The 25553-nt window shown below is 62.4% G+C and carries 21 protein-coding genes; 13 read left to right on the top strand and 8 right to left on the bottom strand.

What is annotated here, in order from left to right:
• Positions 1–46 precede the first annotated feature (46 nt).
• Positions 47–1012 carry a xanthine dehydrogenase family protein subunit M gene (locus NTZ43_12110; protein ID MCX5767954.1) on the top strand — a complete coding sequence of 322 codons (966 nt, stop codon included), beginning with the start codon at positions 47–49 and terminating at the stop codon, positions 1010–1012.
• The gene (locus tag NTZ43_12105) at positions 1009–1596 is read left to right on the top strand and encodes a nucleotidyltransferase family protein (GenBank protein ID MCX5767953.1); all 588 of its coding nucleotides are present in this window, start codon (positions 1009–1011) and stop codon (positions 1594–1596) included. The genes NTZ43_12110 and NTZ43_12105 overlap by 4 nt, the downstream gene beginning before the upstream one ends.
• A gap of 102 nt (positions 1597–1698) precedes the next feature.
• Here the strand turns inward: NTZ43_12105 and NTZ43_12100 are convergent, their stop codons facing one another.
• Both NTZ43_12100 and NTZ43_12095 read right to left on the bottom strand, forming a co-directional pair.
• Positions 1699–3546 (bottom strand): CocE/NonD family hydrolase, encoded by a 1848-nt coding sequence (locus NTZ43_12100; GenBank protein MCX5767952.1) that lies wholly within the window; start codon positions 3544–3546, stop codon positions 1699–1701.
• A 116-nt stretch (positions 3547–3662) separates the two neighbouring features.
• Complete coding sequence (locus tag NTZ43_12095) at positions 3663–4229, bottom strand: hypothetical protein (protein MCX5767951.1); 567 nt, start codon at positions 4227–4229, stop codon at positions 3663–3665.
• A 488-nt stretch (positions 4230–4717) separates the two neighbouring features.
• Between NTZ43_12095 and NTZ43_12090 the strand changes: the two genes are divergently transcribed.
• The 8 genes from NTZ43_12090 (at position 4718) to NTZ43_12055 (ending at position 15515) form a co-directional block, all read left to right on the top strand.
• The gene (locus tag NTZ43_12090) at positions 4718–5380 is read left to right on the top strand and encodes a MarR family transcriptional regulator (protein ID MCX5767950.1); all 663 of its coding nucleotides are present in this window, start codon (positions 4718–4720) and stop codon (positions 5378–5380) included.
• Positions 5377–6810, top strand: coding sequence for a Fe-S cluster assembly protein SufB (sufB, locus tag NTZ43_12085; GenBank protein MCX5767949.1), 1434 nt, complete (start codon positions 5377–5379; stop codon positions 6808–6810). The genes NTZ43_12090 and sufB overlap by 4 nt, the downstream gene beginning before the upstream one ends.
• Before the next feature lie 110 nt (positions 6811–6920).
• A complete protein-coding gene (sufC, locus tag NTZ43_12080) occupies positions 6921–7667 on the top strand; it encodes a Fe-S cluster assembly ATPase SufC (GenBank protein ID MCX5767948.1) in 747 nt (248 codons plus the stop codon).
• Positions 7664–8965 carry a Fe-S cluster assembly protein SufD gene (sufD, locus tag NTZ43_12075; GenBank protein MCX5767947.1) on the top strand — a complete coding sequence of 434 codons (1302 nt, stop codon included), beginning with the start codon at positions 7664–7666 and terminating at the stop codon, positions 8963–8965. Before sufC ends, sufD begins: the two co-directional genes overlap by 4 nt.
• 2 nt (positions 8966–8967) lie before the next feature.
• Positions 8968–9423, top strand: coding sequence for an SUF system NifU family Fe-S cluster assembly protein (locus NTZ43_12070; GenBank protein ID MCX5767946.1), 456 nt, complete (start codon positions 8968–8970; stop codon positions 9421–9423).
• Positions 9424–9442: 19 nt separating this feature from the next.
• On the top strand, positions 9443–10657 hold the full coding sequence (locus tag NTZ43_12065) for a SufS family cysteine desulfurase (protein MCX5767945.1): 1215 nt from the start codon (positions 9443–9445) through the stop codon (positions 10655–10657).
• 151 nt (positions 10658–10808) lie between these two features.
• Entirely contained in the window at positions 10809–12113 is a 1305-nt protein-coding gene (locus NTZ43_12060) for a hypothetical protein (protein MCX5767944.1), read from the top strand.
• A gap of 117 nt (positions 12114–12230) precedes the next feature.
• The gene (locus NTZ43_12055) at positions 12231–15515 is read left to right on the top strand and encodes a glycoside hydrolase (protein MCX5767943.1); all 3285 of its coding nucleotides are present in this window, start codon (positions 12231–12233) and stop codon (positions 15513–15515) included.
• Between the two features lie 96 nt (positions 15516–15611).
• Here the strand turns inward: NTZ43_12055 and NTZ43_12050 are convergent, their stop codons facing one another.
• Both NTZ43_12050 and NTZ43_12045 read right to left on the bottom strand, forming a co-directional pair.
• Complete coding sequence (locus NTZ43_12050; GenBank protein MCX5767942.1) at positions 15612–16100, bottom strand: asparaginase domain-containing protein; 489 nt, start codon at positions 16098–16100, stop codon at positions 15612–15614.
• A 7-nt stretch (positions 16101–16107) separates the two neighbouring features.
• Positions 16108–17145 (bottom strand): fatty acid desaturase, encoded by a 1038-nt coding sequence (locus NTZ43_12045; GenBank protein ID MCX5767941.1) that lies wholly within the window; start codon positions 17143–17145, stop codon positions 16108–16110.
• Positions 17146–17338: 193 nt separating this feature from the next.
• On the opposite strand from NTZ43_12045, the gene NTZ43_12040 reads away from it, so the two are divergent.
• Together NTZ43_12040 and NTZ43_12035 are read left to right on the top strand one after the other, a co-directional pair.
• Complete coding sequence (locus NTZ43_12040; protein MCX5767940.1) at positions 17339–17626, top strand: hypothetical protein; 288 nt, start codon at positions 17339–17341, stop codon at positions 17624–17626.
• Between the two features lie 34 nt (positions 17627–17660).
• Positions 17661–18545, top strand: coding sequence for a tetratricopeptide repeat protein (locus NTZ43_12035; protein ID MCX5767939.1), 885 nt, complete (start codon positions 17661–17663; stop codon positions 18543–18545).
• Between the two features lie 59 nt (positions 18546–18604).
• Here the strand turns inward: NTZ43_12035 and NTZ43_12030 are convergent, their stop codons facing one another.
• The 4 genes from NTZ43_12030 to NTZ43_12015 form a co-directional block, all read right to left on the bottom strand.
• Positions 18605–19729 (bottom strand): M23 family metallopeptidase, encoded by a 1125-nt coding sequence (locus NTZ43_12030; protein MCX5767938.1) that lies wholly within the window; start codon positions 19727–19729, stop codon positions 18605–18607.
• A gap of 41 nt (positions 19730–19770) precedes the next feature.
• Positions 19771–20934, bottom strand: a complete 1164-nt coding sequence (locus NTZ43_12025) for an ACS family MFS transporter (GenBank protein MCX5767937.1) — start codon at positions 20932–20934, stop codon at positions 19771–19773.
• An 84-nt stretch (positions 20935–21018) separates the two neighbouring features.
• Positions 21019–22212: a c-type cytochrome gene (locus NTZ43_12020; GenBank protein MCX5767936.1), complete on the bottom strand. Its 1194-nt coding sequence runs from the start codon at positions 22210–22212 to the stop codon at positions 21019–21021.
• 62 nt (positions 22213–22274) lie between these two features.
• Complete coding sequence (locus NTZ43_12015) at positions 22275–23750, bottom strand: aminotransferase class V-fold PLP-dependent enzyme (GenBank protein MCX5767935.1); 1476 nt, start codon at positions 23748–23750, stop codon at positions 22275–22277.
• Positions 23751–23981: 231 nt separating this feature from the next.
• Here NTZ43_12015 and NTZ43_12010 point away from each other — a divergent pair, with 231 nt between their 5' ends.
• On the top strand, positions 23982–25481 hold the full coding sequence (locus tag NTZ43_12010) for a DEAD/DEAH box helicase (GenBank protein MCX5767934.1): 1500 nt from the start codon (positions 23982–23984) through the stop codon (positions 25479–25481).
• Positions 25482–25553: the final 72 nt, after the last annotated feature.

The following is a 25553-nucleotide window of genomic DNA, read 5'->3' as shown; positions in this document are numbered from 1 at the left end:
CTTCCAAGCTACCCCAACGGCGCGAATCGTGACACCTTCCTATACAATGACCGGCTTCCACTATCTCCGCCCTGCCTCGCTCGACGAGGCCACCGCCGCGCTCGTCGCGCAGGACGCCGCGCCATTGGGCGGCGGCACCGATCTCTTGGTCACCATCAAAGAGCGCATTGCCGCGCCGAGCGAGCTGGTGGATCTGCGCCGCATTCCGGGCGCGCGCGACATCACCGTGCGCGCCGACGGATCGGTGCGCATCGGCGCCACCGCACGCCTCGCGGAGATTGCCGCGCATCCGGTGATCGCCGAACAGTTCGCCGCGCTCGCGCAAGCGGCCACGAGCGTTGGCACGCCACAGCTCCGCAACATGGGCACCATCGGCGGCAACCTCGGCCAACGCATTCGCTGCTGGTATTTTCGCCGCAATCTTCCGTGCTGGAAGCACGGCGGCGCGGAATGCCTCGCTTGGAAGGGCGAGAATCAGTATCACGCCATCTTTGGACGCGGCCCCTGTCACGCGGTGCATCCCAGCGATCCGGCCGTGGCGCTCGCCGCGCTCGACGCGACTGTTGAGATTGCTGGCGCCCATGGCGCAAGCCGCACCATCTCAATGTCGCAGCTGTACGCCGGTGCACACGAAAACCGCGAACAGGAAACCACGCTCGCGCACGGCGAGGTGATTGCCGCGGTGGAACTACCGGCCGCGAGTGCGGGCGGCACGCAGTACTACGAGAAGCTGATGCAGCGCGGCGCCTGGGACTTTGCCCTTGTCTCGCTCGCCGCGCATAAGCGTACCGACGGCAATGTGCGCCTCGTGCTCGGCGGCGTGGCGGCGGGCCCGTACGAGGTGAACTCCAGCATCGCCGAAGATGTGGCGAGCGGTGGGTTGGATGGCGACAGCATTGACGCGCTCGCCGAGCGCGCGATGTACGACGCGGAGCCGCTCTCGAATAACGGCTACAAGGTGTGGCAGGCGCAGGCGCTCCTCCGGCGCGCGATGCAGTCGTTCGGCGCATGACGAGTTCGTCCGCCTTTCCCGTTGCGGTGGTCATCGTCGGGGCCGGCGCTGGCACACGCTTTGGTGAGCCAAAGGCGTTCGCCGAGCTACACACGGGGCGCACTTTTCTCGAAGTGATCGCCGAGACCGCGCGCGATGCGAGCGCACAGCCGATCGTTGCCGTGCTTCCGCCGCGCGAGGGCACAAAGGAAACGGACGAGGTGACGCGTGGGCTCACCATCGTGCGCAATGCGAACCCCAAGTCCGAGCAGATTGTGAGCGTGCGACTTGGACTCACCGCGTTGGTGAGTAAGCCGACGGTTGGCGCACTCATTTGGCCAGTGGATCATCCGTTTCCATCGTTGCAAACCGTGCTGGTGATTATTGATGCTGCCAAACGCACCGGCGCACCATTCGTGGTACCGACGTTCGACGGCAAGCGCGGCCATCCGCTCTTCGCGCATCGCGACACGTGGCGCGAGTTGCTGACGGTGGCCGACGGTGGCGCACGCGCGGTGGTGCGCAGCTACGGCGATCGTGTGGTGGAGGTCGCGGTGCGCGACCCCGGCATTCTGCGCAACGTCGACACGCGCGAACAGCTGTAGAGAACAACTCACAAAAAGCGCGGAGGCCCTGTGCAGGCCGCCGCGCTTTTTTGTGCACCGCCCGTGCGCGCGTTCGCGTTATCGCGAGCGCGGACGACTCATCTATGGCACCGTCGCAATCTCCACGCGGCTCGCCGTGCCAGCGGTACGCCAGACGCGATGCGTCTGCTTTTGGTAGTCGCTGTCCTTGGCCTCAAAAATATTCGGCATCCACGTTTGCGGATTGCGGTCGATGATCGGGAACCAGCTGCTCTGTACCTGCACCATGATGCGGTGCCCCTTCTGGAACTTGTAGCTCTGCGTGTGCAGGTCGATCGTAATCGGGGTCACCTGCCCCGGCACCAATGGCTTGGGCTTTTCGAATGATTCGCGGAAGCGCGCGCGGAACACATCGTTGGCCACCATCAGTTGCCAGCCGCCCATCTTGAAGTCGGGCTTGTTGTCTTCGGGATAGACGTCAATGAGCTTTACCACAAAGTCGGCGTCCTGCCCCGTCGTGCTCACGAACAACTTGGCGGTGATGTCGCCCGCCACGGTCACGTCTTCGGTGAGCACCGGCGTTTCCCAATGCAGCACATCGGGGCGATCGCTCGCGAAGCGTTGATCTTCGAGGAGCCAGACGCCCCATCCACTGCCCTTGGGGTAGTACGTCGGCTCAATCGGCCGATGACGATACGGCACCGGATGCGCGGGGTCACTCACGTATTCGTCAAAGGCATTCGCCGCCGCACTTGGCGCGGTGAAGGTGAGTGCGCCGTTGGCGTTGAAGTACAGCGACTTCGTGACCGCTTCTTTGGGCGGCCATGCGGTGAAGGTGCGCCAGACATTACTCCCGCTCTCAAACACCGTTGCTTCCGCAGGGGCGGGCACGGCTTTGTCTTTGAGATATTTGGCAAAGAAGGGTGCTTCGATTTTGGCGCGGAAGTATTCGCCCGTGGCGGAGGTGAAGCTCACGTTGCCGAGTTTGTCGCCAGCGCCGCCGCGCCATGAGCCGTGACGCCAGGGGCCGACGACCATCGAGTTCAGCGATTTGTTGTCGTGCTTTTCGAGTTCACGGTAGATGGTGACCGGGCCGTAGAAATCTTCCTGGTCCCACCATCCTGCCACGTTCAGCGTGGGGACATTGACGCGCGTGAGGTACGACTTCATCGCCTGACGCTGCCAAAACTCGTCGTAGTTGGGATGCTGCTGAAAATCGTCCCACGTGGGGAGATGTTTGCCTTTGAGATACTTGCTCTGGATGTTGGAGAGCGCGCCGAGTTTGAGATACCAGTCGTAGGTGTCGTAGTTCTCGAACTCGAACTGTGAGCCGCCCTTGGAGTTCTCGACCATAAAGGCATATTCAAAGCCGTAGCTAAGGCGGAAGGCGCCGTTGTGGTGAAAGTCGTCGCCTAGCCACATGTCGCTCGGTGAAGCCTGCGGGCTCACCGCCTTGAGCGCCGGATGCGGATCGAGCATCGCCATGGCCGCAGTCCAGCCCGGATACGAGACGCCCATCATCCCCACGCGGCCGTTGTTGGCGGGGATTCCCTTGAGCAACCAGTCAATGGAATCGTAGGCGTCGGTGCTCTCGTCGATCGCCGCTTTACCGCCGGCGTCGATGAGGCGCGGAGGGCGCTGCATGACGAAGGTGCCTTCGCTTTCGTATTTGCCGCGGATGTCCTGCTCGGCAAAGATGTAACCATCGGCGTGCAGTTCGGCGTACGCTTTGCTCGGCCAGAAGTTCGGCCCCGGCACGCCGTACGGCGTGCGCACAAAGAGAATCGGCAACGGGCCCGTTTGCTTCTTGGGTACGAACCAGACGGTGTTGAGTTTGACGCCATCGCGCATGGTGACCATGCTGCGATGGAAGGTGTAGTTGGAGTCGGGCACCATCGCGCTTTGGGCCGACAGCGTGGCGGCGAGCACCACGAAGGCCAGCGCGCACGCCGTCCGGACACGGGACATCATTTTCGAAAACTCCGCAGAGGGTACGGAGCGAACTTATCGCCGAAGGCGCGTCCCCGCATCCCGTGTGGCGAGCGCCAAATGGGAAGCGCGTGTGCGGCTGCTACACGGCACGCCGGTTACGACGGCCAGAGCGTCGCGAACAGGAAGGCGGTGGCGGCGGCGTGGAGCGTAGCGTCGAGCAGTTGCGCAAAGAATGCGCGCCAAGGGCGTCCGAACCAGATACTGTCTGGCAACGAACTCGCCGCGTACGTGAGCAACGCCACGGAGAACACGATGCGCGCGGTCTGTATGGTCGGCACGCCCAGTTTGGATCCCGGCGCGGCGAGCCAGGCGATGTAGCCAATGGCAACGGAGGTCACGGAGAAGTAGAGCACCGTGGCGAGCATCATGGCCGGCTGGTTCGGCCGTCGGCGATTGGCGATGGCGAGGAATCCCACCGGCCCTTTTTCGAAGGCGACTTTAACGTCCGCACGGTCGAGTTCGCGGTTGGCTGCGTAGGGAAATGCGTAGAGCCCCGGAGGCGGCAGGTCCTTGCGGAGCGCGTCGAGGACGTCTGGCTCGGTGGGAAGGCGCTTCCAGGCAAAGCGATGGTGCGGCATCACGGTCCAGGCCAGGGCCGAGATGATGGAGCAGAGCGCGGCAGAGAGGAGCATGGGGAGCCACAGTTCCTTCAGGAAGAACATCGACGCGGCCCCCGCACCTGTGTGAGAAGAGAACAGAATGCGTGGTGGGCGGTGGCATCGCAACCGTTTAGCCCGGTTAAAGACGTGCGCCGCGGTGATCTCTCACCGCGGCGCCAGCGAAGCCGAGGGTTGCCCCTCGTCTCCAGCACACGCGCCCCCACCCGAGCGCGCCGTATTGTGGGCTCGCCAACTCGATGTTTTGACTTCGTCGAGAGGCATGCCTTCATCGATAAGTATCGGCAGGAACTGTGCCACACTGTACCCCCTCTTTGACGGCCTATTCTTCCGAGGGGAAAGGTGGGTTGCCGACCGACTAAAAGCGTGACAGGCGACATTAGAAAGCCGCTACAACTGGTAAATTCATTGCACTTATCTCACTATTACAAACATATGTTTTCGTTTATCGCCGCTGCGGCACGTTATTCCGAGCAAGAATAATCTGGACACACTTTTGTTGACGAATAGGAAAAGACGACTACTTTTCGGGAATGGAAGCGTCCACTTTTTCTCTCGCGGGCTTCAAGGGGATGCGCAATGATCTCCTCGTTGCGCTGCGAAAAGAACAGCCCCTAACGGCCAAAGAACTCGGTCAGCGTTTTGGCGTCACCGCCAATGCGCTTCGCCGCATTCTCAAGGAAATGGAAGACACGGGACTCGTCCGCTATCGCCGCGAAGTACGTGGCGTGGGCGGCCCGGTATACGCGTACTCCCTCACCGCTAAAGCCGAAGAGCTCTTTCCGCGCTCCTATGCCAACCCGCTCGCCGACGCGCTCACTGTTGTGCGCGCCGAGCAGGGCGCCGAAGGCGTGGTGCGCATTTTCCGAAAACGGTGGGAAACGATCGCCGCCGAGGCGATGCCTGCCCTCGCGTCGCTCCCCCTCCCTGCCCGTGCCCGTGCCCTCGCCGCCCTGCTCTCCCAGCAGGGCTACATGGCCGAGTCGGACGAAGCGGCCGGCAACGTCCGCATTCGCGAGCACAACTGCGTGGTCAAGGAAATCGCCACGCAGTTCCCCGAAGTCTGTTCCGCCGAAGCCGCCTTCATCTCCGACGTCCTCGGCGTCACCATCGAACGTCATCAACACATTGCCACCGGCTGTTCGAGCTGTGAATACACAGCCCGTTCGCTGCCCGTTCACCAGGAGCCGCTATGAGCGCCTCGATTGAGTCGCTGGTCAACAAGGAATACGCCTACGGATTCGTGTCGGACATCGACGCCGACACCATCCCCAAGGGCGTCAACGAGGATGTGGTTCGCCTCATTAGCTCCAAAAAGAATGAGCCGGCGTGGCTGCTCGAGTGGCGCCTCAAGGCCTTCCGCCGCTGGCAGACCATGACGGAGCCGCACTGGGCGAACCTCAAGTACAAGCCCGTGGACTACCAGAACCTCCGCTACTACTCGGCGCCCAAGAGCGTGAAGCCACTCCAGTCGCTCGACGAAGTGGATCCGGAACTCCTCCAGGTGTACGCCAAGCTGGGCATCTCGCTCAACGAACAGAAGCGGATGTCGGGCGTCGCGGTGGACGCGATTTTCGATTCCGTCTCGGTGGGCACCACCATGAAGGAAGAACTCTCCAAGCACGGCGTGATCTTCTGCTCCTTCAGCGAAGCGGTGCACAATCACCCGGAGCTGGTGCAGCGGTTCCTCGGGTCTGTGGTGCCGTACAGCGACAACTTCTTTGCCGCGCTCAACTCCGCAGTCTTCAGCGACGGTTCGTTCTGCTATGTGCCGAAAGGCGTGAAGTGCCCCATCGAACTCTCCACGTATTTCCGCATCAATGCGGCCGAGACGGGGCAGTTCGAGCGCACGCTGATTGTGGCCGACGAAGGCGCGAGCGTCAGCTATCTGGAAGGCTGCACGGCGCCCAAGCGTGACGAGAACCAGTTGCACGCCGCCGTGGTGGAGATCATCGCGCTCGACAACGCGAGCGTGAAGTACAGCACGGTGCAGAACTGGTATGCTGGCGACAAGGACGGCGTGGGGGGCATTTACAACTTCGTCACCAAGCGCGGCAAGGCGATGACCAACGCCAAGATCTCATGGACGCAGGTAGAGACGGGCTCGGCCATCACCTGGAAGTACCCGAGTGTCATTCTGCAGGGCGATAACTCCGTCGGCGAGTTCTACTCGGTGGCGGTGGTGGCCAACAAGCAGCAGGCCGATACGGGCACCAAGATGATCCACGTGGGGAAGAACACCAAGAGCACGATTATCTCCAAGGGGATTTCGGCGGGCGAGGGACAGAACTCGTACCGCGGACAGGTGAAGGTGCTCCCCAAGGCCGAGAACGCGCGCAACTATACCCAGTGCGACTCGATGCTCGTCGGCAACAAGTGCGGCGCCCACACCTTTCCATATATCGAAGTGGCCAACAACACGGCGACGCTCGAGCACGAAGCGAGCACGTCCAAGATTGGCGAAGATCAGATCTTCTACTGTAAGGCGCGCGGCTTGAGCACGGAGCAGGCGATTTCGCTGATCGTGAGCGGATTCTGCCGTGAGGTGTTCAAGGAGCTGCCCATGGAATTTGCACTCGAAGCGCAGCAGTTGCTGGGCATCACGCTCGAAGGATCGGTCGGGTAGGTCCGCTCGTCCCGTTACGCGTTCACCGTCGTTTACCGTCGTTCACCTCGCACTATCCGCGCGTTTCGCCATTTGGGATGCCGCGCCGCATACATACCGGAAACACCACTATGCTGAAAATCGACAACCTCCACGCCAACGTTGGCGACAAAGAAATCCTCAAGGGCATCTCGCTCACCGTCAAGCCGGGCGAAGTGCATGCGATTATGGGCCCCAACGGGAGCGGCAAGAGCACGCTCGCGCAGGTCATTGCGGGGCACCCGGGCTACGAGGTCACCAGCGGCTCCGTGACCTACCTCGGCGAAGACCTGCTCGACATGGACGCGGAAGTGCGCGCGCAGAAGGGCGTGTTCCTCGCCTTCCAATATCCCGTGGAAATTCCGGGCGTGACCAACGCCTACTTCCTGCGCTCGGCGTACAACGAAGTGCGTCGTGCCAACGGGGAAGAGGAAGTGGACCCGATGGATTTTCTCGACCTGATGACCGAGAAGCTCAAGATCGTGGAGATGGACGAAGCCATGCTGCACCGTTCGGTGAACGCCGGATTCTCGGGTGGCGAGAAGAAGCGCAATGAGATTCTGCAGATGGCGGTGCTCGCGCCCAAGCTCGCAATTCTCGACGAAACCGACAGCGGCCTCGACATCGATGCGCTGCGCATCGTGGCTGAGGGCGTGAACAAGCTGAAGCGTCCGGACAATGCGACGATTGTGGTGACGCACTATCAGCGGCTGCTCAACTATATCATTCCGGACTTCGTGCACGTGCTGAGCGCCGGCAAAATTGTGAAGAGCGGTGGCAAGGAACTGGCATTGGAGCTCGAGGCCAAAGGGTACGATTGGATCACGGGGGCCGCGTGACTTCGTACGCGGATGCCTTTGCGACCACGGCCGCACCGGCGGCGAATGGGTGGTTGCCGGAACTACGCCGCGCGGCCTTTGATCGCTTTAGCGCGCTGGGCTTTCCGACCACGCGCAACGAGGACTGGCACTTCACGAGCGTGACGCCGATTGCTGAGCGCACGTTCAAAGCGGTCAAGCCCGGCGCCAGCGCCCACTCGGCGAACGACATTACCGCACTGGCCGGCGGTGACGCCTCGTGGCACCGGCTGGTGTTCGTGAACGGACGATTCGAAAAGCAATTTTCCCATATGGACGGTCTGCCAGCAGGCGTCACGGTGACGACGCTCGCCGAGATGATCAAGACGCGTCCGGAGTTTGTCGCGGAGCGGCTCGGCAAGCTCGCGTCGTACGAGGATCAGACGTTCACGGCGATGAACACGGCCTTCGCCACGGATGGTGTGGTGATTCACGTGCCCAAGGGTGCGGTGATTCCCGTGCCGATTCATATCGTGCATGTGTGCGATACGCAGGCCGCGGGCGGCGCCGTGTATCCGCGACTCCTCGTGGTGGCGGGCGAACAGGCGCAGATGGCGGTTATTGAGACGTATGTGAGCGTGGGCACGCCGCAGTACCTCACGAATGCCGTCGCCGAGATTGAAGTGGGAGATGGCGCGCGCGTCGATCATTACAAGGTGCAACGGGAGAGCACCGAGGCGTTCCATGTGGGCACCGTGCAGGTGACACAGGGACGCGATTCGGTGTACCACTCCTTCAGCTTTGCTGAAGGGGCCGCGCTGAGCCGTACGAATGTTTATACGCGCATGCTCGGGCCTGGCGCGGAGGCCAAGCTCAACGGCTTGTACTTGGTGGATGGCACGCAGCACGCCGATCACCAGACGTTTGTGGAGCACATTGCCCCGAACTGCGCGAGTCGTGAACTGTACAAAGGCATTCTCGACGGCTCGAGCCACGGCGTGTTCAATGGCAAGGTGTACGTGGATCCCGAAGCGCAGAAGACCGACGGCAAGCAGACCAACCATGCGTTGCTGCTGAGCGAGGGCGCGCGCGTGGACACCAAGCCGCAGCTGGAGATCTTTGCTGACGACGTGAAGTGCACGCACGGCGCCACGGTGGGCAAGCTCGATCAGGTTGGGCTGTTCTATATGAAGAGTCGCGGCATCGGCGCCGATAACGCGCGCGCGCTGCTGACCTATGCCTTTGCGGCCGAAGTGCTGGAGACGATTGAGCTGGACACGTTGCGCCTCGAACTGGAAGCGGCGGTCTTTGCGCACTTTGTGAGCCCCGTACAGGAGTAGCGATGAGCGCCGAACTCGACGAACTGTACCAGAGCATTATCCTCGACCAGAACCGTCGGCCGCAGAATTTTCGCGCGATGGAGTCGAGCACCGGCCACGCGGACGGAGTGAACCCGATGTGCGGCGATCAAGTGACGGTGTGGGTGAAGCTCAACGGTGACACGCTCGAGGACGTGAGTTTTCAGGGACAGGGGTGCTCGATTTCCAAGGCGAGCGCGTCGTTGATGACCGCAGCGATCAAGGGCAAGACCAAGGCGGAAGCCGAGAAGTTGTTCGATGATTTTCACGACCTGATCACTGGCAAGACGGATGGCGCGAGTATGGGGCGCCTGAAAGCGTTCGGCGGCGTCTTCCGGTTTCCGTTGCGGGTGAAGTGTGCGAGCCTGGCGTGGCACGCCATGAAGAGCGCACTCGAGACGGGCGAAGGAAAACTGAGCACGGAGCCCCACGAGGGGTAACGGCGTTACGGAGGCAGGGATGGGGCTGGTACCGCGGTCGGATTTTCCGTTGTTGGCGAAGCATCCGGAGCTGGTGTATCTGGATTCCGCGGCAACGAGCCAGAAGCCTCGGGTGGTGGTTGATGCGATCCGCGCGTATTACGATGACGCGAACGCCAACCCGCACCGTGGCGCGTACCGACTGAGCGGACTGGCCACCGAGGCGTACCACAACGCCCGGGCGCAGGTCGCGCGCTTTCTCGGTGTGGCGGATGCCGACACGTTGATTTTCACGCGTGGCACCACCGAATCACTCAATCTGCTGGCCACGGCGTGGGGCCGTGCGAACGTGGTGGCGGGTGACCGAATTGTGGTGACACGCATGGAGCACCACGCGAACTTTGTGCCGTGGCAGCAGCTCGCCCTGGCCGTTGGCGCGGAGTTTTGCATTGCGGAACTCACGGCTGATGGCACGGCGCTCGATCTCGCGCATCTCGCATCGCTGATCAACGACCGCACCAAAGTCGTGGCGTTCGGGCACGTGAGCAATGCGCTCGGCGTGATGAACGATGTAGCGGCGATTTCCGCGCTGGCGCGAAAGGTGGGAGCGCTGGTAGTGTGCGATGGGGCGCAGGCGGTCCCGCATCTGTCCGTAGGCATCGACGCGCTCGGCGTGGACGCGTATGCGTTTAGCGGGCACAAGATGCTCGGCCCGATGGGGATTGGCGGGCTCGTGGTGCGGCGCGCGATTCTCGAGAAAATGCCACCGTACCAGTTTGGGGGCGACATGATTTCGCTCGTCGGTGACGAGCGGACCACGTGGAATGTGATCCCGCACAAGTTCGAGGCTGGCACGCCGAATGTGGAAGGTGCCGTTGGGCTTGGTGCGGCGGTTGGATATTTGGAATCGGTGGGTATGGACGCCATTCACGCGCACGAGACGGCGCTCGGACGTAGTGCAGCGACGGCGCTCGGCGAGCTCGCGGGTGTTCAAGTGCTCGGGCCCACCTCGGCGCAGCGGTCGAACGGAGTGGTGAGCTTCGTAGTGGACGGCGTGCACCCCCACGATCTTTCGCAGATTCTTGACGCGCAGAACATTTGCGTGCGGGCGGGACATCACTGCGCGCAGCCGTTGATGCGGAAAATGGGGATGCCGGCGACGACGCGGGCGTCGTTCTATATGTACAACAGCGAGGCTGACGTCGTGCGGCTTCGGGATGCGGTCGGAGCGGCCCAGCAGCGACTCGGGCTCTGAGGCCAGCGCGCGTGGGCTGACTGCGGCAACGATTCGGCGGAAGAAAGTGTCTAAGAGCGAGATACAGTTGTCTGGATAAGGGTTGCCCAGCTCTTGCAACAGGCGCACCACTGTCTAGGCTTCGGAGTTCGCCTCTCTCTCCCCTCCGAACGTGCGCCAGCTCTTTGTTTCGCTGTTCTTCGCCGTGCTGTGCTCGGCGCCCGTTCGCACCGTCACCGCGCAGGCTACGCCCTCGTTGAGTGCTCCTTCACCACTCCTCCGAGTGTACGTGGACTGTCCGAATGTGATGTGTGATCGCGATTTCTTTTTTCGGGAAATCGCCTTTGTCAGTTTCACGCGCGACCGCAACGATGCCGACGTGCACCTGCTGTCTACCGGGCTCATGAATGGTGGCGGCGGCCAGCAGGTGACGATGCAGTTCATTGGCCTGCGCGCGTTTGCCGGACGCGTCGATACGCTCACGACGTCGATTTCCACCGACGCCACGGAAGACAACATCCGGCGTGAGATGGTGCGCGTGTTCAAGCTCGGGCTTGTGCGTTTTGTGGCCACCACGGCCGCCGCGAAGCAGCTCCGGGTGGAATTCGAGGCGCCGGCGAACGGCGCGGTCAATTCACCGATGCGAGATCCCTGGGACTCGTGGATTTTTGACGTGAGCGGAAATGGCTCGTTTGGCGGAGAGTCGCAGAGCACGCGGCGGAGCGTGTCGTATTCGACGTCGGCGCGCCGAGTGACCGAGGCGCTCAAGTTCAGCTTCAGCCTCAACGGCAGTTACCGGGAATCGCACTATACGTACGATGACGGCACGTCGAGTTCGTTCATTCTTCGCTCTTGGGGTGGTACGTCGCGCGTGGCCAAGAGCCTCACCGACCACTGGTCGGTGGGCGGCACGGGAAGCTTTGGGCACTCCGAGTTCAACAATCAAGATCTGTACGCCAAGGTCGTGGGCTCGGCGGAGTACAACTTCTTTCCGTGGAAGCAAGCGTCCCAACACCAGCTGGTGGCGCTCTATGCCATCGGCGGCGCGACGTACCGGTATCAAGAGGCCACCATCTTCGACAAAATGAAGGAGACTCGGCCGCTCCATCAGGTGATTCTGGCATCGCAGGTGAAGGAGCCGTGGGGCTCGTTTAATGCATCGCTGAGCTTTTCACAGTACCTGCACGACCTGTCCAAACAGAATGCGAGTGCCTTTTTGAGCACGAACATCCGAATTGCGCGTGGACTCTCGCTCAACTTCTTTGGCACAGCCTCGATTGTGCACGACCAGCTGTACATCGCGGCCGGCGGGCTCACGCCAGCGGAGATCCTCACGTCGCAGCGCTCGCTGGCCACGACGTTCTCGTACGGCGGCTTTGTGGGGCTGTCCTACACCTTTGGCTCCATTCTCAACAGCATCGTCAATCCGCGGCTGGATGCGCTGAACGGCGGCGGGCAGACCTTCTTCTTTTTCTAGCTTTGCCGGGATGCGTGGCAGAATGGGCGTCGGCACTGCATACTCCATGGCAGTTGCCGATCAGCCGTCGCGTTGCAGACGACGCATCCCACCCGCGTTCCGTCACGAGGCACTTCCGTGCGCATTCCACGCTCGCTGTTCCTGATGACCCTCGTCGCCACTGCGACGCTTCCCGTCCTTTCCTCCGCGCAGTCGGCTGACCCAGGCGCCGCGATGCATTGGCGCCAGATCGGCCCCACGCGTGCCGGGCGTGCCCGTGCGCTGTCTGGCGTGCCGAGCCAGCCGAATACGTTCTACATCGGCTTTGATAATGGCGGGGTGTGGCGCACCACCGACTACGGCTCCACCTGGGTGCCGTTATTCGACAAGGAATCCACGGGCTCTATTGGCGCCATTGCCGTCGCCCCGTCTAATCCGAACATCATTTACGTGGGGACGGGCGCGGGGATCATTCGCCCAGACCTCGCCACGGGCAATGGCATCTACAAGTCCATTGATGCGGGAAAAACGTGGACGCACCTCGGGCTATTCGACACGCAGATGATCGCGATGATCGACGTGGACCCGAAGGATCCGAACCGTCTCTTTGTCGCCGCGCTTGGCCACCCCTATGGTCCAAGCGCCGAGCGTGGGTTGTTCCGCTCGCTGGACGGTGGCAAGACGTTTCAGAAAGTGCTGTATCGCGACGAGTACACGAGCGCGAATGATGTGCGTATCGACCCAAATGATCCGAACGTGGTGTACGCGACGCTCTGGCAGCAGCAGCAGGCGTTCTGGGAAGGCGGCGGTTTTGGTGGCGGCGGCAATGGCATCTATAAGTCCACCGATGGTGGCACCACGTGGAAGCCGCTGACGCAGGGATTGCCGACGGTACTGCAGGCGAACATCGCGCTGGCGCCGAGCAATGCGAAGGTGCTCTACGCGATGGTCGCGTCGGCCACGGCGACTGGAGCGTCGGGGCCGGTAGCGTTCTACAAGTCGAGTGATGCTGGTGAACACTGGCAGCTCGCTGTGACTGCCGCGGGTTCAACGCGTGTGCCGGATGCTCGTCCGCTTTCACGTATTGGCGGCGGCGATCTTCCAACGATCGTGGTAGACCCGAAGCACGAGAACGTGGTCTATAGCTCGTCGACGGTAATGTGGCGCACCGAGGATGCCGGCGTGAACTGGTCAGCGGTGCGCGGTGCTCCCGGCGGCGATGACTATCAAAAGAACTGGATCAACCCGAATAATCCCGACATCATTTTGGCGGTGTCCGATCAGGGGGGCGTGGTGTCGGCGAACCGCGGCCTCAGCTGGAGCAACTGGTACAATCAGCCGACGGCGGCGATGTACCACGTTTCCACCGATAACGATTTTCCGTATCGCGTGTGCGGTGGTCAGCAGGACTCGGGATCAGCCTGCGTGGCCAGCCGGTCAATGGATGGACAGATCACCTTCCACGACTGGCATCCGGTGAACATTCAGGAATACGGCGTGGCAGCGTCTGATCCGAAGGATCCGGATCTCGTGTATGCAAGCGCGCGCACCAATGTGTCGCTGTACAATCGCAAGACCGCGCAGACGACGCAGGTGGGACCGGATCTCAGCGTGAAGGGGCCGAATGGCGAGAACTTTGGCCGCAACGTGCGCACGATGCCCATTCAGTGGTCGCCGGTAAAGCCCGACGTGTTGTTCTACGCGTCGAACGTGGTGTGGAAGTCGGTGGATCACGCCAAGAGCTGGACGCGCATCAGTGGCGACTTGGCGCGCCAAACCTGGGAAGCACCGGCGAGCGCTGGTAAGTACGCGAGCACCGTGACGCCCAGTCCGCTGGGCGCGATTACGGCGCTCTCGCCGTCGCCGAAGGATCTCAATGTGTTGTGGGCCGGCACCGATGATGGGTTCATTCAGGTGACGACGAACGGCGGCACCTCGTGGCAGAACGTGACGCCTGCGGCCATCAAGGCGTGGACGCGCATTTTCAACATTGAGGCCGGCCACTTCGACACGCAGACGGCGTACGCTGCCGCCAACTCGATGCGCATCGATGACTGGAATCCGCATTTTTTCCGCACCCATGACGGCGGTAAGACGTGGACCGAAATCAACAGCGGCATCGCTGGTGGATCGGTGGCGAACTCCATTCGTGAAGATCCGCGGCAGAAGGGGCTGCTCTACGCCGCCACCGATATTCAGGTGTGGGTGAGCTTTGACGATGGCGATCACTGGCAGTCGCTGCGTAACGACATGCCGGCGATTTCCGTGCGTGATTTACAGGTGAAGGACGACAGTAGCTGCCTCTGCTCCGATCTCATTGCCGGCACGCACGGCCGTGGGTTCTGGATTTTGGATGACGTCACGCCGTTGCGTCAGGCGGCGGCCATCCGTGCGGCGAGTGCGGCCAAGCGCGCGTATCTCGTGAAGCCGGTGGTCGCGGTGCGTGTGCGTCATGGCACCAACGACGCCACCCCGTGGCCGCCCGAACTTCCCGCCGGCGAAAATCCAATGCCGGGCGCGATTCTCGATTATTATCTGCCCGCCGATGCGAGCGGCGATGTGCTACTCGAGATTCTTGACGGCAGCGGCAAGGTTGTGCGCGACTACTCGACCAAGGACCCAGTACTCGCCGTACATCCCGCCAACGACATGGCGGCGTACGACAAGATCTGTCAGCAGCGTCCCACCGCAACGTTCTGCGGACTCCCGCTCTATTGGCCCGCCAAGCCGATCACGCTCTCGGCGAAGGCTGGGATGCACCGGTTCAGCTGGGATCTGCACTTTGATCCGCTGCCCGTTGCGGACATCGAAGACAATGGTGACGAAGGCGCCGTGGGTGCGGTTCCGCACGCCACGTACGACGATGTGAATGCGCCGTGGGCGCCGGCGGGCAACTATACAGTGCGCCTGACGGTGGACGGCAAGAGCTACACGCAGCCGTTGACGCTCAAGCTCGACCCGCGTGTGAAAACTCCTGCGGTGGCGCTCGCGCAGATCGCGCAACTTTCGCGCGGATTGTGGGATGCGGCAACGGCAGCGCACGCGGCCAGTGCTGAGGCGCGCGCACTGTCGGCAAAGGTTGAAAAGCTGACGGGCGCTGATGCCGAGGCGTTCAAGGCCAAGATTGATTCGCTCGCTCCGGCACCGCAGCGTGGCGGTGGTCGTCGCGGTGGTGGTGGGCGTCGGGGTGGCGGTGCCGGTGGTAGCTCGGTGACGCTTGAAGCCGCGAGCAATGCGATGATGTCGGCGGCGATGGCGATGCAGGGTGCCGATGTGGCACCTACGGACCGTGCGCTGGCGACGGTGGATCGTTCGCGGAAGCAGGGCGCCGAGGTGATGGCCAAGTGGACGGCGCTCAAGACGACCGGACTTGCGGGCTTCAATGCGAAGCGGAAGGCGGCGGGGCTGCCCGAAGCGAAGTAACGCTGCATCGGAAAGATGAAGGGGAGGAAGTCCGACACGCGGACTTCCTCCCCTTCTCCGTTGATGCTGTTGGTGTTGTTGGTGTTGTTGGTGTGGTTAGTTCAATGCTTCAAAGACGCCGGCGTCGCGATTCTTGCGCACGTTGTTCCACGCAAAGCAGCGACCATTCATGGCGATGTACACGCCCACGGGGAGCGCCTGCACAAAGGAGAGGGCGCTGCCGAGGTTGAAGAGTCCGTCGGAGCTGCCAAAGGCAAAGGGGACCATCGCGCCGGTGAGGACGACAGTTTTGTCGGTGACCGCGGCGGCAATCGCCGTGGCCGTTTCGACCATGGTGTCGGTACCGTGCGTGATGACGATGCGGGGCTCGGCGCACGATGCGCAGGCCGCGACAATTTTCTGGCGGTCGGCGGGGGTCATATCGAGGCTGTCGATCATCATCAGAACGTCGATGGCCACATCGAGCTTGCAGCGGCCGCGTTCGAGCACGTCTTCGACGTGACTCCGATTGAACGCCAGCGCGCCGGCCAGTTCGTTGTATTCTTTATCGAACGTACCGCCAGTGACAAAAATGCGAACGGCCATGGTGCTGTTACCCCGCGCGCGGCATATGCCGCAGCTCCCGGAAGCCCACCATGCGGCCCGTCTGCTCGTCCCACAGCGTGAGGCGCAGCGACCGGAACGCAGTGCGCAACGTGAGCACCGGCGCTTCGTGGAAGATGGCGTTTTCTTCGTGGGCTTTTTTGAGACGATAGTTCGGAATTTTCGGCCCGAGATGGTGCACGTGATGCAAGCCGATGTTTCCCGTGAACCAGTTGAGCACGGCGGGAAGGCGCAGATACGAACTGCCCATCACTGCCGCCGTGGCGTAGTCCCATGCCTTGTGGCGTTCCCAGTAGGCGTCTTCGAACTGGTGTTGGACATAGAAGAGCCAAATGCCGGCGGCGCCCGCGAGGTAGAACGCGGGGAGGTAGAGGAGCACCACCGGCTTCCAGCCGAACGCGACGATCCCAATGGCGGCGAGGCCGGCCATCGCGATGTTAGTCATCCAGACGTTCCACAACTGCTTCTTACCGGTGGCGACACCCGGCGCGCGAAAGCGCTGGAGCACCATCATGTGCAACGGGCCCACACCAAAGAGGACGAACGGACTGCGGTAGGCCCGGTACTTGAAACGGCCGAAGCGCGAGAGTGCTCGGTATTCGGCGCAGGTCAACGTGGTGACGTCGCCATAACCACGGCGGTCAAGATCGCCCGACGAGGCGTGGTGAAGCGCATGTTCGCGACGCCACTGGGCGTAGGGCGTGAAGGTCAACACACCGGTGATAAAACCAATGGCGTCGTTGACGCGCGGCCAGGACGAAAAGCTGCCGTGACCACAATCGTGCATGATGATGAAGGTACGAATCTGAAAGCCGGCAATCGGGAGCAACATCAGCACGCTCGCCCACGGCGCGACCGGAATGAGCCACGCCGCAAACCAGAGCGACGCGAAGAGTAGTACTAGTGTGATGGCCAGTTGCCGGATGGACCGGAGCGAATCGGGGGTGGCATAACGGGCCACGATGGAGCGCCAATCCGCGCTGTCCGCGATGCTCGTGGCGTTTGGCGCCGTGTGCTGTTCGGTCATGGATTCCGGGGGTCGAGAATGGGGGCCAATGGTGTAAGCAGGTCGGCAGGCCCGTCACTCGTGATTCGCGCGCGCGGCGCATCTCTGAAGTATAGTAGAATTAGGGTCTCGGCGCCTATGCGTAGCTCTACCGAGTAACGTTCTGTTACGGCAGGCGGCTTCGGAGACCGAACCACTAACTGGGCTATGCGGCATGGTGATCGAAGTTGAGGTGCGCAATGTGATCAATCTGACGGGGCGTGGTGCGACGGTCGTTGCCTTTGCACGCGGCGCGTTGCCGAAAGTCGGCACGTTCACGCCACCGTTGGTGTTTGGCGCGGCCGCCGCGCGTCAGCTCGAGGTGTCGGGTGTCGAGAAATTGAGTGCGATGGAAGTGGGTGGGGTGTCGCTCGGATTATTTTTCAAGAAGCCGCCGACGGTGGCGGAGCTCAAGCACGCGGTGCCTCCGGGAAGCCGACTGGCGCTCACCGACGGTCTGTGAAATGTTTTATCAGTAGCATCTAACGGAGAATGTGATGACGACACGTAACTGGACCCGCCGTATCCTGGGCGCAGTGGCCCTCGCCACCGTCGTGCTGCACGCCAACGTCGCTACGGCACAGGGCGCGCCGCGTACGCCGCGCTCCGACAGCCTGCGCGAAGCGTCGCGCCTCGACACGGAAGGACAAACGGCCAAAGCCCGCGAGCTCTTCCAAAAACTCATCGAGAGCGCGCCGGATCCCCTGGCGAAATCCGCCGCACAACGCGCGATGGCCATGTCGTACGCCTTTGACGGCGACTGCGCGAACACCGTGAAGTACGAGGAAATGGTGATCGCGTATTGGCTCACGCGCGAACAGGCGGAGCCGCAGAACGCGTTTTATCAGCAGGGCGAGATGGCTAACGAAGCCGCGCGCGTGTGCATCGACGCTGGCGACCTCAAGACGGCAGACAAATACTACCGCCGTGGATCGGAACTCGGACTCAAAGAGCCGGAGCCGCGCTCGCACCCCAAGTCGCTCTGGGACTTCCGCCTGACGCACGCACTGGCCCGCCTCGCGGCGCGTGCGGGCAATGCGGCCGAAGCGCAAAAGCAGGTGGCGGCGGCGCGTAAGATTCTCGACGCCGATCCAGCCATGGCCGCGCAGCAGGAGCGCTTCTATCCGTATCTCGTCGGCTACGTGGCGCTCTATACCAACAATCTCGCGGTCGCACAGACGGAACTCACCAAGACCATCGCGATGCAGGGGAACGCCAACGATCCCTTTATGAACACCCTGCTCGGCATGACGTACGAAAAGCAGGGTGATGCGGCGAAGGCCAAGGAGCTATATCAGAAGGCGTACGACCTTGCCACGGCGCACACTCCGCCGGCGGCGTTCGTGCGGCCGTTCACGCGCAAAAAACTCGGCGCGCCCTAATCGCCTGATCGTAGCAGGAGTTTTTGCGCCGCCGTCGCTGTTGTGCGACGGCGGCGCTTTTACTTGATCACGCCGAGCGCTTGTGCATCGGCCTGCAAATAGGCGGTGGTCCGGGCGGAGTAGACGGCGGCATTTGCGGTGATGGCGGTGGGATACGCTGCATGCTGCCATTCAATGGTCAGCTTGGCGCGGCTTCCCGTGTCGTCCACGGTGTAGCGACCATACCACGGCGCACTGCCCTGAATTGACACGATCACCGTGCCTGGTTCCGTGCCGCGCTGCCAGGTGGCGTCGGCGCCACGCTTGTTGCCAGGAACAGACCAGTCGTGATCCTCGAGCTCCATCCGCTGAAATGAACCGTATGCGTTGGTGACGTCGTGAATGGTCATCACTTCGTAGTAGAGTGGATCGATGGAACTCCACCCCTTGTTGGTGAGGAGCCACTCGCCCACGATCGTACCGAGGTGATCTGGATGGTTCAACATTTTGTTCGTGAGGAACGGCTCCCACGGACGGTGGTTGCCTGCGACTTTCCCAGCCTTGAAGTAGGGCTCCACCTGCTCCGCAATGTGCCGAGCGATGAGCGACGCTTTCACATCCTCACGCAGATAGTCGAAGGGTGACACATACGAGCCACCCGTGGTTGGCGTGCCACCCGTGCGTTCGCCGTCGGTGCGATTGTCATCGATGAGCATAAACTCGGCGCTGGGCGCATTGCCGACCGGATCACCTTCCTTGACGGTGTCGCCGAGTTTGACGAGCGACTGGCTAACATCGAGATGCTTCCCGACGAGTCCTTGCCCGTAGTCGATGGTCACGAAGTATTCGTGCACGCCGTTGCCGAGCCCCCGGTCGCCCATGTCTTCGATCTTGGTGACCTTGCCGGCGGCCCAGCTGCGAACAACGGTGCCCGGAGTGATCGGAATCCAGACGTGATTGAGCCCTTCGACATGCCCGCCTTCGTGCGCACCGAATGCGCCAAATCCACCCGACGGTCCGAGGACAATGTTGCCGAGCGGAACGGGCAGGCCCAGCCGCACCGGCGAGCCCCAGCTCGGAACCGGTTGCGTCCACGCGTTGTCGGACCACGGGACGTTTCTGACGACGGTGGGACCATCAATGGCACCCGTGTGCTTGCCACAGGCGGCGAGCCAGACGATACAGCACAACATGCGATACGACATAAAGCCCCGGGGGGTTGGGGAAACGCGCAGCGACTTTGTCGTCAGTCGATCTTTTTCTCTCCAGAACCGATGGCCAAGTACACGAGTCCGCCGGTAAAGGCGAGCCCCGCCGTCACGAGAAATGGCGCGGCGTAGCCACCGGTACGATCGACGAGCCATCCGGTGACATATACGCCGATGATTCCAGGAATAGTGGCGAAGGTGTTGCTGATGCCCCAGATCACGTCGGCATAGCGCGGGGCGATGTCGAACGAGTTCACCGCAAAGCCGGCAAAGCAGAACGCCAGCATGCCGGTGACGCCGCACATCACAGCCGCCGCGATGGCTGCGCTGGGGGCCGTGTGCAGCAACAGCATGAAAGCCGCTGCACCCACGGATCCAATGACTTGCAGCAGTTTGCGCACGAAAGTCGCACTGTAGCCACGTGCGAGCATCGCGTCAGCCACAAAACCGATCACGATACTCATCACGAACGACACGAGCCATGGCGCTGCCGAGAGCAGGCCGGCATTGGCAAGCGACACACCGAAGGTGGCTTTGAAATAACTCGGGAGCCACGCCAGAAGCACGTAGAGCGTCCAGTTATGGCAAAAGTGATTGACGATGATCGCCCACACCGCCGGCGTCCGCATGATGGTGCGCCACGGCACGGCACGACCCGCGAGCGGTTTCGCATCCTCCACGCCGCGTCCTTCTCCGACGAAGACAAACCAGAGAATGGCCCACACCAAGCCAAGCGCGCCGAACAGGTAGAAGGGCATCGGCCATCCGTACGAGCGCACCAGATAGGCCGTGAGCGGGAGCGCGATGAGCGTCCCCATCGAGATGCCGCTGGTTGCAAATGCCATGGCGCGCGTGCGCCCCTGCGTGGGCACCCACCGGCCAATCATGTTGACCGTGCCGGGAAAGACCGCCGCTTCACCCAAGCCGAGTGCGATGCGCGCGGCGATGAGCGTGCCGAGGGACCAGAGTGCGGCCGGTGGCGTTAGCACCGTGAAGAGCGACCACGCGATCACCGCCACACCCAGCACCACGCGACCGCCGTACTTGTTGGCGAGAAGGCCGCTCACCACCTGGAGCAGGAGGTAGCCAATAAAGAACGACGACAGCACGAGGCCCTTCGTGGTCTCCGTCCACCCAAACTGCTCTTTCATCGCGATGGAGGCGACCGAAATGTTGGTTCGGTCGAGATACGAGATGAAGATGGCCGCAAAGCAGAGCGCGACGACGGTGTAGTGTTGCGACCATCGGCGCGCTGGCGTGGTGGAGTTCGTAGGGCCTCCGCGGCCCTAGGGCCTTGGGAATGGACTCGAGAACTTTGGGTCGGTCAGCAAACTTGCATCCGTGAGCGTCCCAAGGTAAGCCACCAGCGCGTCCAACTCGGCACTGGTCAAATTTAACCGCTGCGGCTGGCCGTTGGGGCCACGTAGCACGCGGTCCAGATTGGGACTGCCCTGAATGCCGCTGTTGTAGTGTTCCACCACTTGGCGGAGCGTGGTGAACCGCCCGTCGTGCATGTAGGGGGCTCGCACCGCGATGTTCCGGAGACTGGGCGACTTGAATCGGCCGCCGCCAGCGCCGGTGTCGGAGAGGACGGCGTCGAGTCCGTTGTTGTGGACGGTGTTGCTCACCTGCGCATCGGTCCGATGGCAGCGCGCGCATCCCGCTCGGCCGACAAACAACTGTTGGCCCTGTAGCTCTTGCGCCGCAAAAACCGCGGCAAAGTTCGGCGGCGCATTGCCGACGAAGGCTTGATCGTATTTGGCGCGGTACGAGCTCAGCGAGCGCACGAACTGTGCGAGCGCTCGGCTGATGCGGTCACTCGTGACGTCCGTAGTGCCAAAGGCCGCGCGAAAGAGCGGCGCATAGAACGTGGTGGCCGCGAGTTTGGATTGCAACACTGGCAAGGTCATTCCCATTTCGGTGGCATCTTGAATGGGCATCAGGACCTGCACTTCGAGACTGCTCGCGCGCTCGTCCCAGAAGAAGCGGCCGGGCTGATAGTATCGCGCATTGGCGAGCGCCATCGAGTGCCGATGGGTGAAGCCCCCGGCGAAACCACGGCTGAGTCGCGCGCTGTCGCCGAACGCACGCGCTTGCACGTGGCACGACGCGCACGCGACCTGATTGTTGACCGACAGGCGCTTGTCGTAGAAGAGCACGCGCCCGAGCGTGGCGCCCGCGTCGGTCACACGATTACTGGCGGGCGTATTGTCGGTGGCCGCCACGCTCCCTGGCGGGCCATTGGGCGCCGTAAAGTGGAATGGCAACGCGATTGCGGCATCCGCGTAGCGAAACGGAACGGCGGGCAACACCGGCACCGTGACGTCAACGGGCGCTACGGCATTCACGGCAACGGTTGCGACGGTACTGAGACCGTCGCCTGTCGCGGGTGCGTTGATCGCGCTGCTGCTGCAGGCCGCGAGGGTGAGAACCGATAGTGCGGCCAGGCGGGGGAACGTCGAGTTGCAACGGCAGACCATGAACATCCTCGTGGCGAATACGTTGACGATTAGACGCCGCGTTTGCGAATTCGTTCCATCGACTACACCGATAGTTTGAACCAGTCGTGCACGCGTGCCCTGAGCGCGGCATCGCCGCGCACATGAGCATACTCGTTCGTCACGTTCGAGTACACGTAGTCCTTCGCCCATTGTGTGACGTGCGTCACACATTCTGATACCGCGTTGATGGCGTGATCGATATCCGCCATGGTCGTAGACGGATGGAACGACAGCCGTACCCACCCTGGCTTTTCGGAGAGATCGCCGCGGTCAATGCGGTCGGTGATCGCCTTGGACCGTGATGGATCCACGTGCAGCAAGTAATGGCCGTAGGTACCGGCGCACGAGCACCCGCCGCGCGCCTGCACACCGAAACGATCATTCAACAAGCGCACCATCAGGTTGTAGTGAATGTCTTCCACCCAGAACGAGAGCATGGCGAGCCGATGGCGACCGGCGGGCGCGAGCAGATGGACACCAGGGATTTTCGCGAGCGCGTCCATGGCATACGGCACGATCTGTGCTTCACGCTCACCCATGGCCTCGACGGTCATCGCATTCTTCACTTGGACGGCGAGCGCGGCCTTGATGGTCTGCAAGAACGCCGGCGTGCCGGCATCTTCACGCGCTTGGATGTCTTCAATAAATGCGTACTGCCCCCATGGATTCGTCCACAGCACGGTCCCACCGCCGGCATCGTCGGGCACCGTGTTCTTGTAGAGCGAGCGATTGAACACCATGACACCCGATGATCCAGGCCCGCCAAGAAATTTGTGCGGCGAAAACAGCACGGCGTCGAGGCGCTCTTCGGGATCCGCGGGATGCATGTCCATGGTCACGTATGGTGCCGAGGCCGCAAAATCGATGAGCGCGATTCCGCCGGCGCGATGCATGAGCTTGGCCATCGCGTGATACGGCGTGAACACGCCCGTCACGTTGGAGCAGGCAGAGAAGGCACCAATCTTCACCGCGCGGTCGCGATACTCGTGCAGTTGCGCCTCGAGCGAGGCCAGGCTCACCACGCCCGCGTCGTCCGGTGGCACTACCACAACGTCGGCGAGCGTCTCGTACCACGACGTGTGGTTGGAGTGATGTTCCAGGTGCGTGACGAACACCACTGGGCGATCGCGCTCGGGAATGTTGATGTACTGGCGCAGTCCCTGCGGTGCCTTGAGCCCGAGAATGCGCTGCAGTTTGTTGACGGCCGACGTCATCCCAGAGCCGCATGCGATGATGAGATCATCGGAGGACGCATTGACATGCGCGCGCAACATGTGATGCGCCTCGTGATACGCGAGCGTCATCGCCGACCCCGTGACCGATGACTCCGAGTGAGTGTTCCCTACAAACGGGCCAAAGCGCTCGACGAGCGCCGTTTCGATGGGACGGTACAGACGGCCGCTGGCGGTCCAATCGGCGTAGACAATGCGTTGCTCACCATAGGGCGAGAGGAACGTTTGGTCCTGGCCGATCGTGTTGGCCCGAAAGGGGGCAAAGTGCTGTTCGAGAGTGCTCACAAGTGCTCCTGAGGGGTCATCGCAGTGCGAACTGCCCGCGCCGCACGGAAACCTCGACACGCGGAGGGCGCGAGGCAACCGGTCTGCCTGTTCGGATCCCTCAAAACCGCCCGCATCTGCAGCCCAAAAGGGTTAGATTTCGAGGGTGGGACGCACGCTGGAGAGTGACTCCAGCGACCCCCGACACCTCTCTTTTCGCAGGATGCCACTCTGTCGTTCGGAACCCTCAAGTTGCACGCCAGCCTCCAGCGTGGGCTGAAAGAACTCGGCTTTACCCGCCCCACCCAAATTCAGGCCGACGCTATTCCGCCGGCGCTCGAAGGACACGATGTGCTCGCCTGCGCCATGACTGGCAGCGGCAAGACGATCGCCTTTGTGCTCCCGATTCTCGAAAAGCTGATTGAGAAGCCGCGCGGCACCACACGCGCGCTGATTCTCACGCCGACGCGTGAACTGGCCGCGCAGATTCTCGAAAGCATCAACGATGTGGCCGTGCACACCGGCATCACCGCTGCCACCGTGTATGGCGGCGTCGGCATGGGACCTCAGGAACATGCGTTCCGGAGCGGCGTGGACATCATCATCGCCACTCCGGGACGCCTGCTCGACCATTTCCGGCAGCCGTACGCCAAGCTCACCGGCATCGAGCATCTGGTGTTCGACGAAGCCGACCGGATGCTCGACATGGGCTTTCTCCCCGACATCCGTCGCGTCATTAAGCATCTGCCGGTCAAACGGCAGACGCTGTTCTTCAGCGCCACCATGCCGCCGCCAATCGCGCAGCTCACGCGCGAGATGCTCAAGTCGCCCGTCACGATCAACGTCGAACGGCAGTCCAAGCCGGCCGTCGGAATCACGCAGGCGGTGTATCCGGTGACGCAGGAGCTGAAGTCCGCGTTGCTCGTGGCGTTGCTCACCAAGGACGTGATGAAGGAAGCGCTGGTGTTCACGCGCACCAAGCATCGCGCCAATCGCTTGGCCGATTACCTCGTGAAGCACGGCATCAACGCCGAACGCATTCACGGCAATCGTTCGCAGTCGGCCCGCACGGCGGCGCTCGCGGGATTCAAGAATGGCACGTACCGCGTGCTGGTGGCCACCGACATTGCCGCACGCGGCATTGACGTGGAAGCGCTGGGTCACGTGGTGAACCTCGACGTACCAGCGGTGCCCGAGGATTACATCCACCGCGTGGGACGCACCGCGCGAGCGGAACTCACCGGCGACGCCTTTACCTTTGTTGCGCCGGACGAAGAAGCGGATTTGCGCGCCATCGAAAAAGCGATCGGCAAGCGCCTTCCGCGCGTCACGCTCCCCGACTTCAACTATTCGGCGAAGCCCGAAGGGCGTCTCGAAATTCCGATTGCCGAACGCATTGCCGAGATTCGTAAGCGGAAAGCCGAAGAGCGCGGACGCGCGGCGGAGAAGGCGAAGCGTCGTGGTGGTGCGCCGTCGTCGGGCGGCGGACGTCCGGGGAGCAGTCCGGCACGTGGTGGCGGCGCGAGCCGCGCCGAGTCCGGACGCTCGGAATCGAGTCGGAGCACCGGTCCGCAGCGTGATGCTGGGGCGCCGCGCAGTGGCAACACCAGTTCTTCTGCTGGGCCAAGCCGCGGCGTAGCGCCGCACCGCGGCAGCGGACCGAGCCGCGGGGCACGTGGTGCACGCGGGCCTGGTGGGTCGAGCTCGGGCGGTTCCGGACGCGGTGGTTCCGGCGGCGGTCGGTCGCGCTAGTCGCGACCGACCGTGAGGCAGTCCGTTAGGTAGCACACGCCGTTCAATCCCCGCTTTACACGGGCTCTTTGA

The organism is Gemmatimonadota bacterium (assembly GCA_026387915.1).
GTDB lineage: Bacteria > Gemmatimonadota > Gemmatimonadetes > Gemmatimonadales > Gemmatimonadaceae > Fen-1231.
This window is presented reverse-complemented; position numbering and strand designations above follow the sequence as displayed.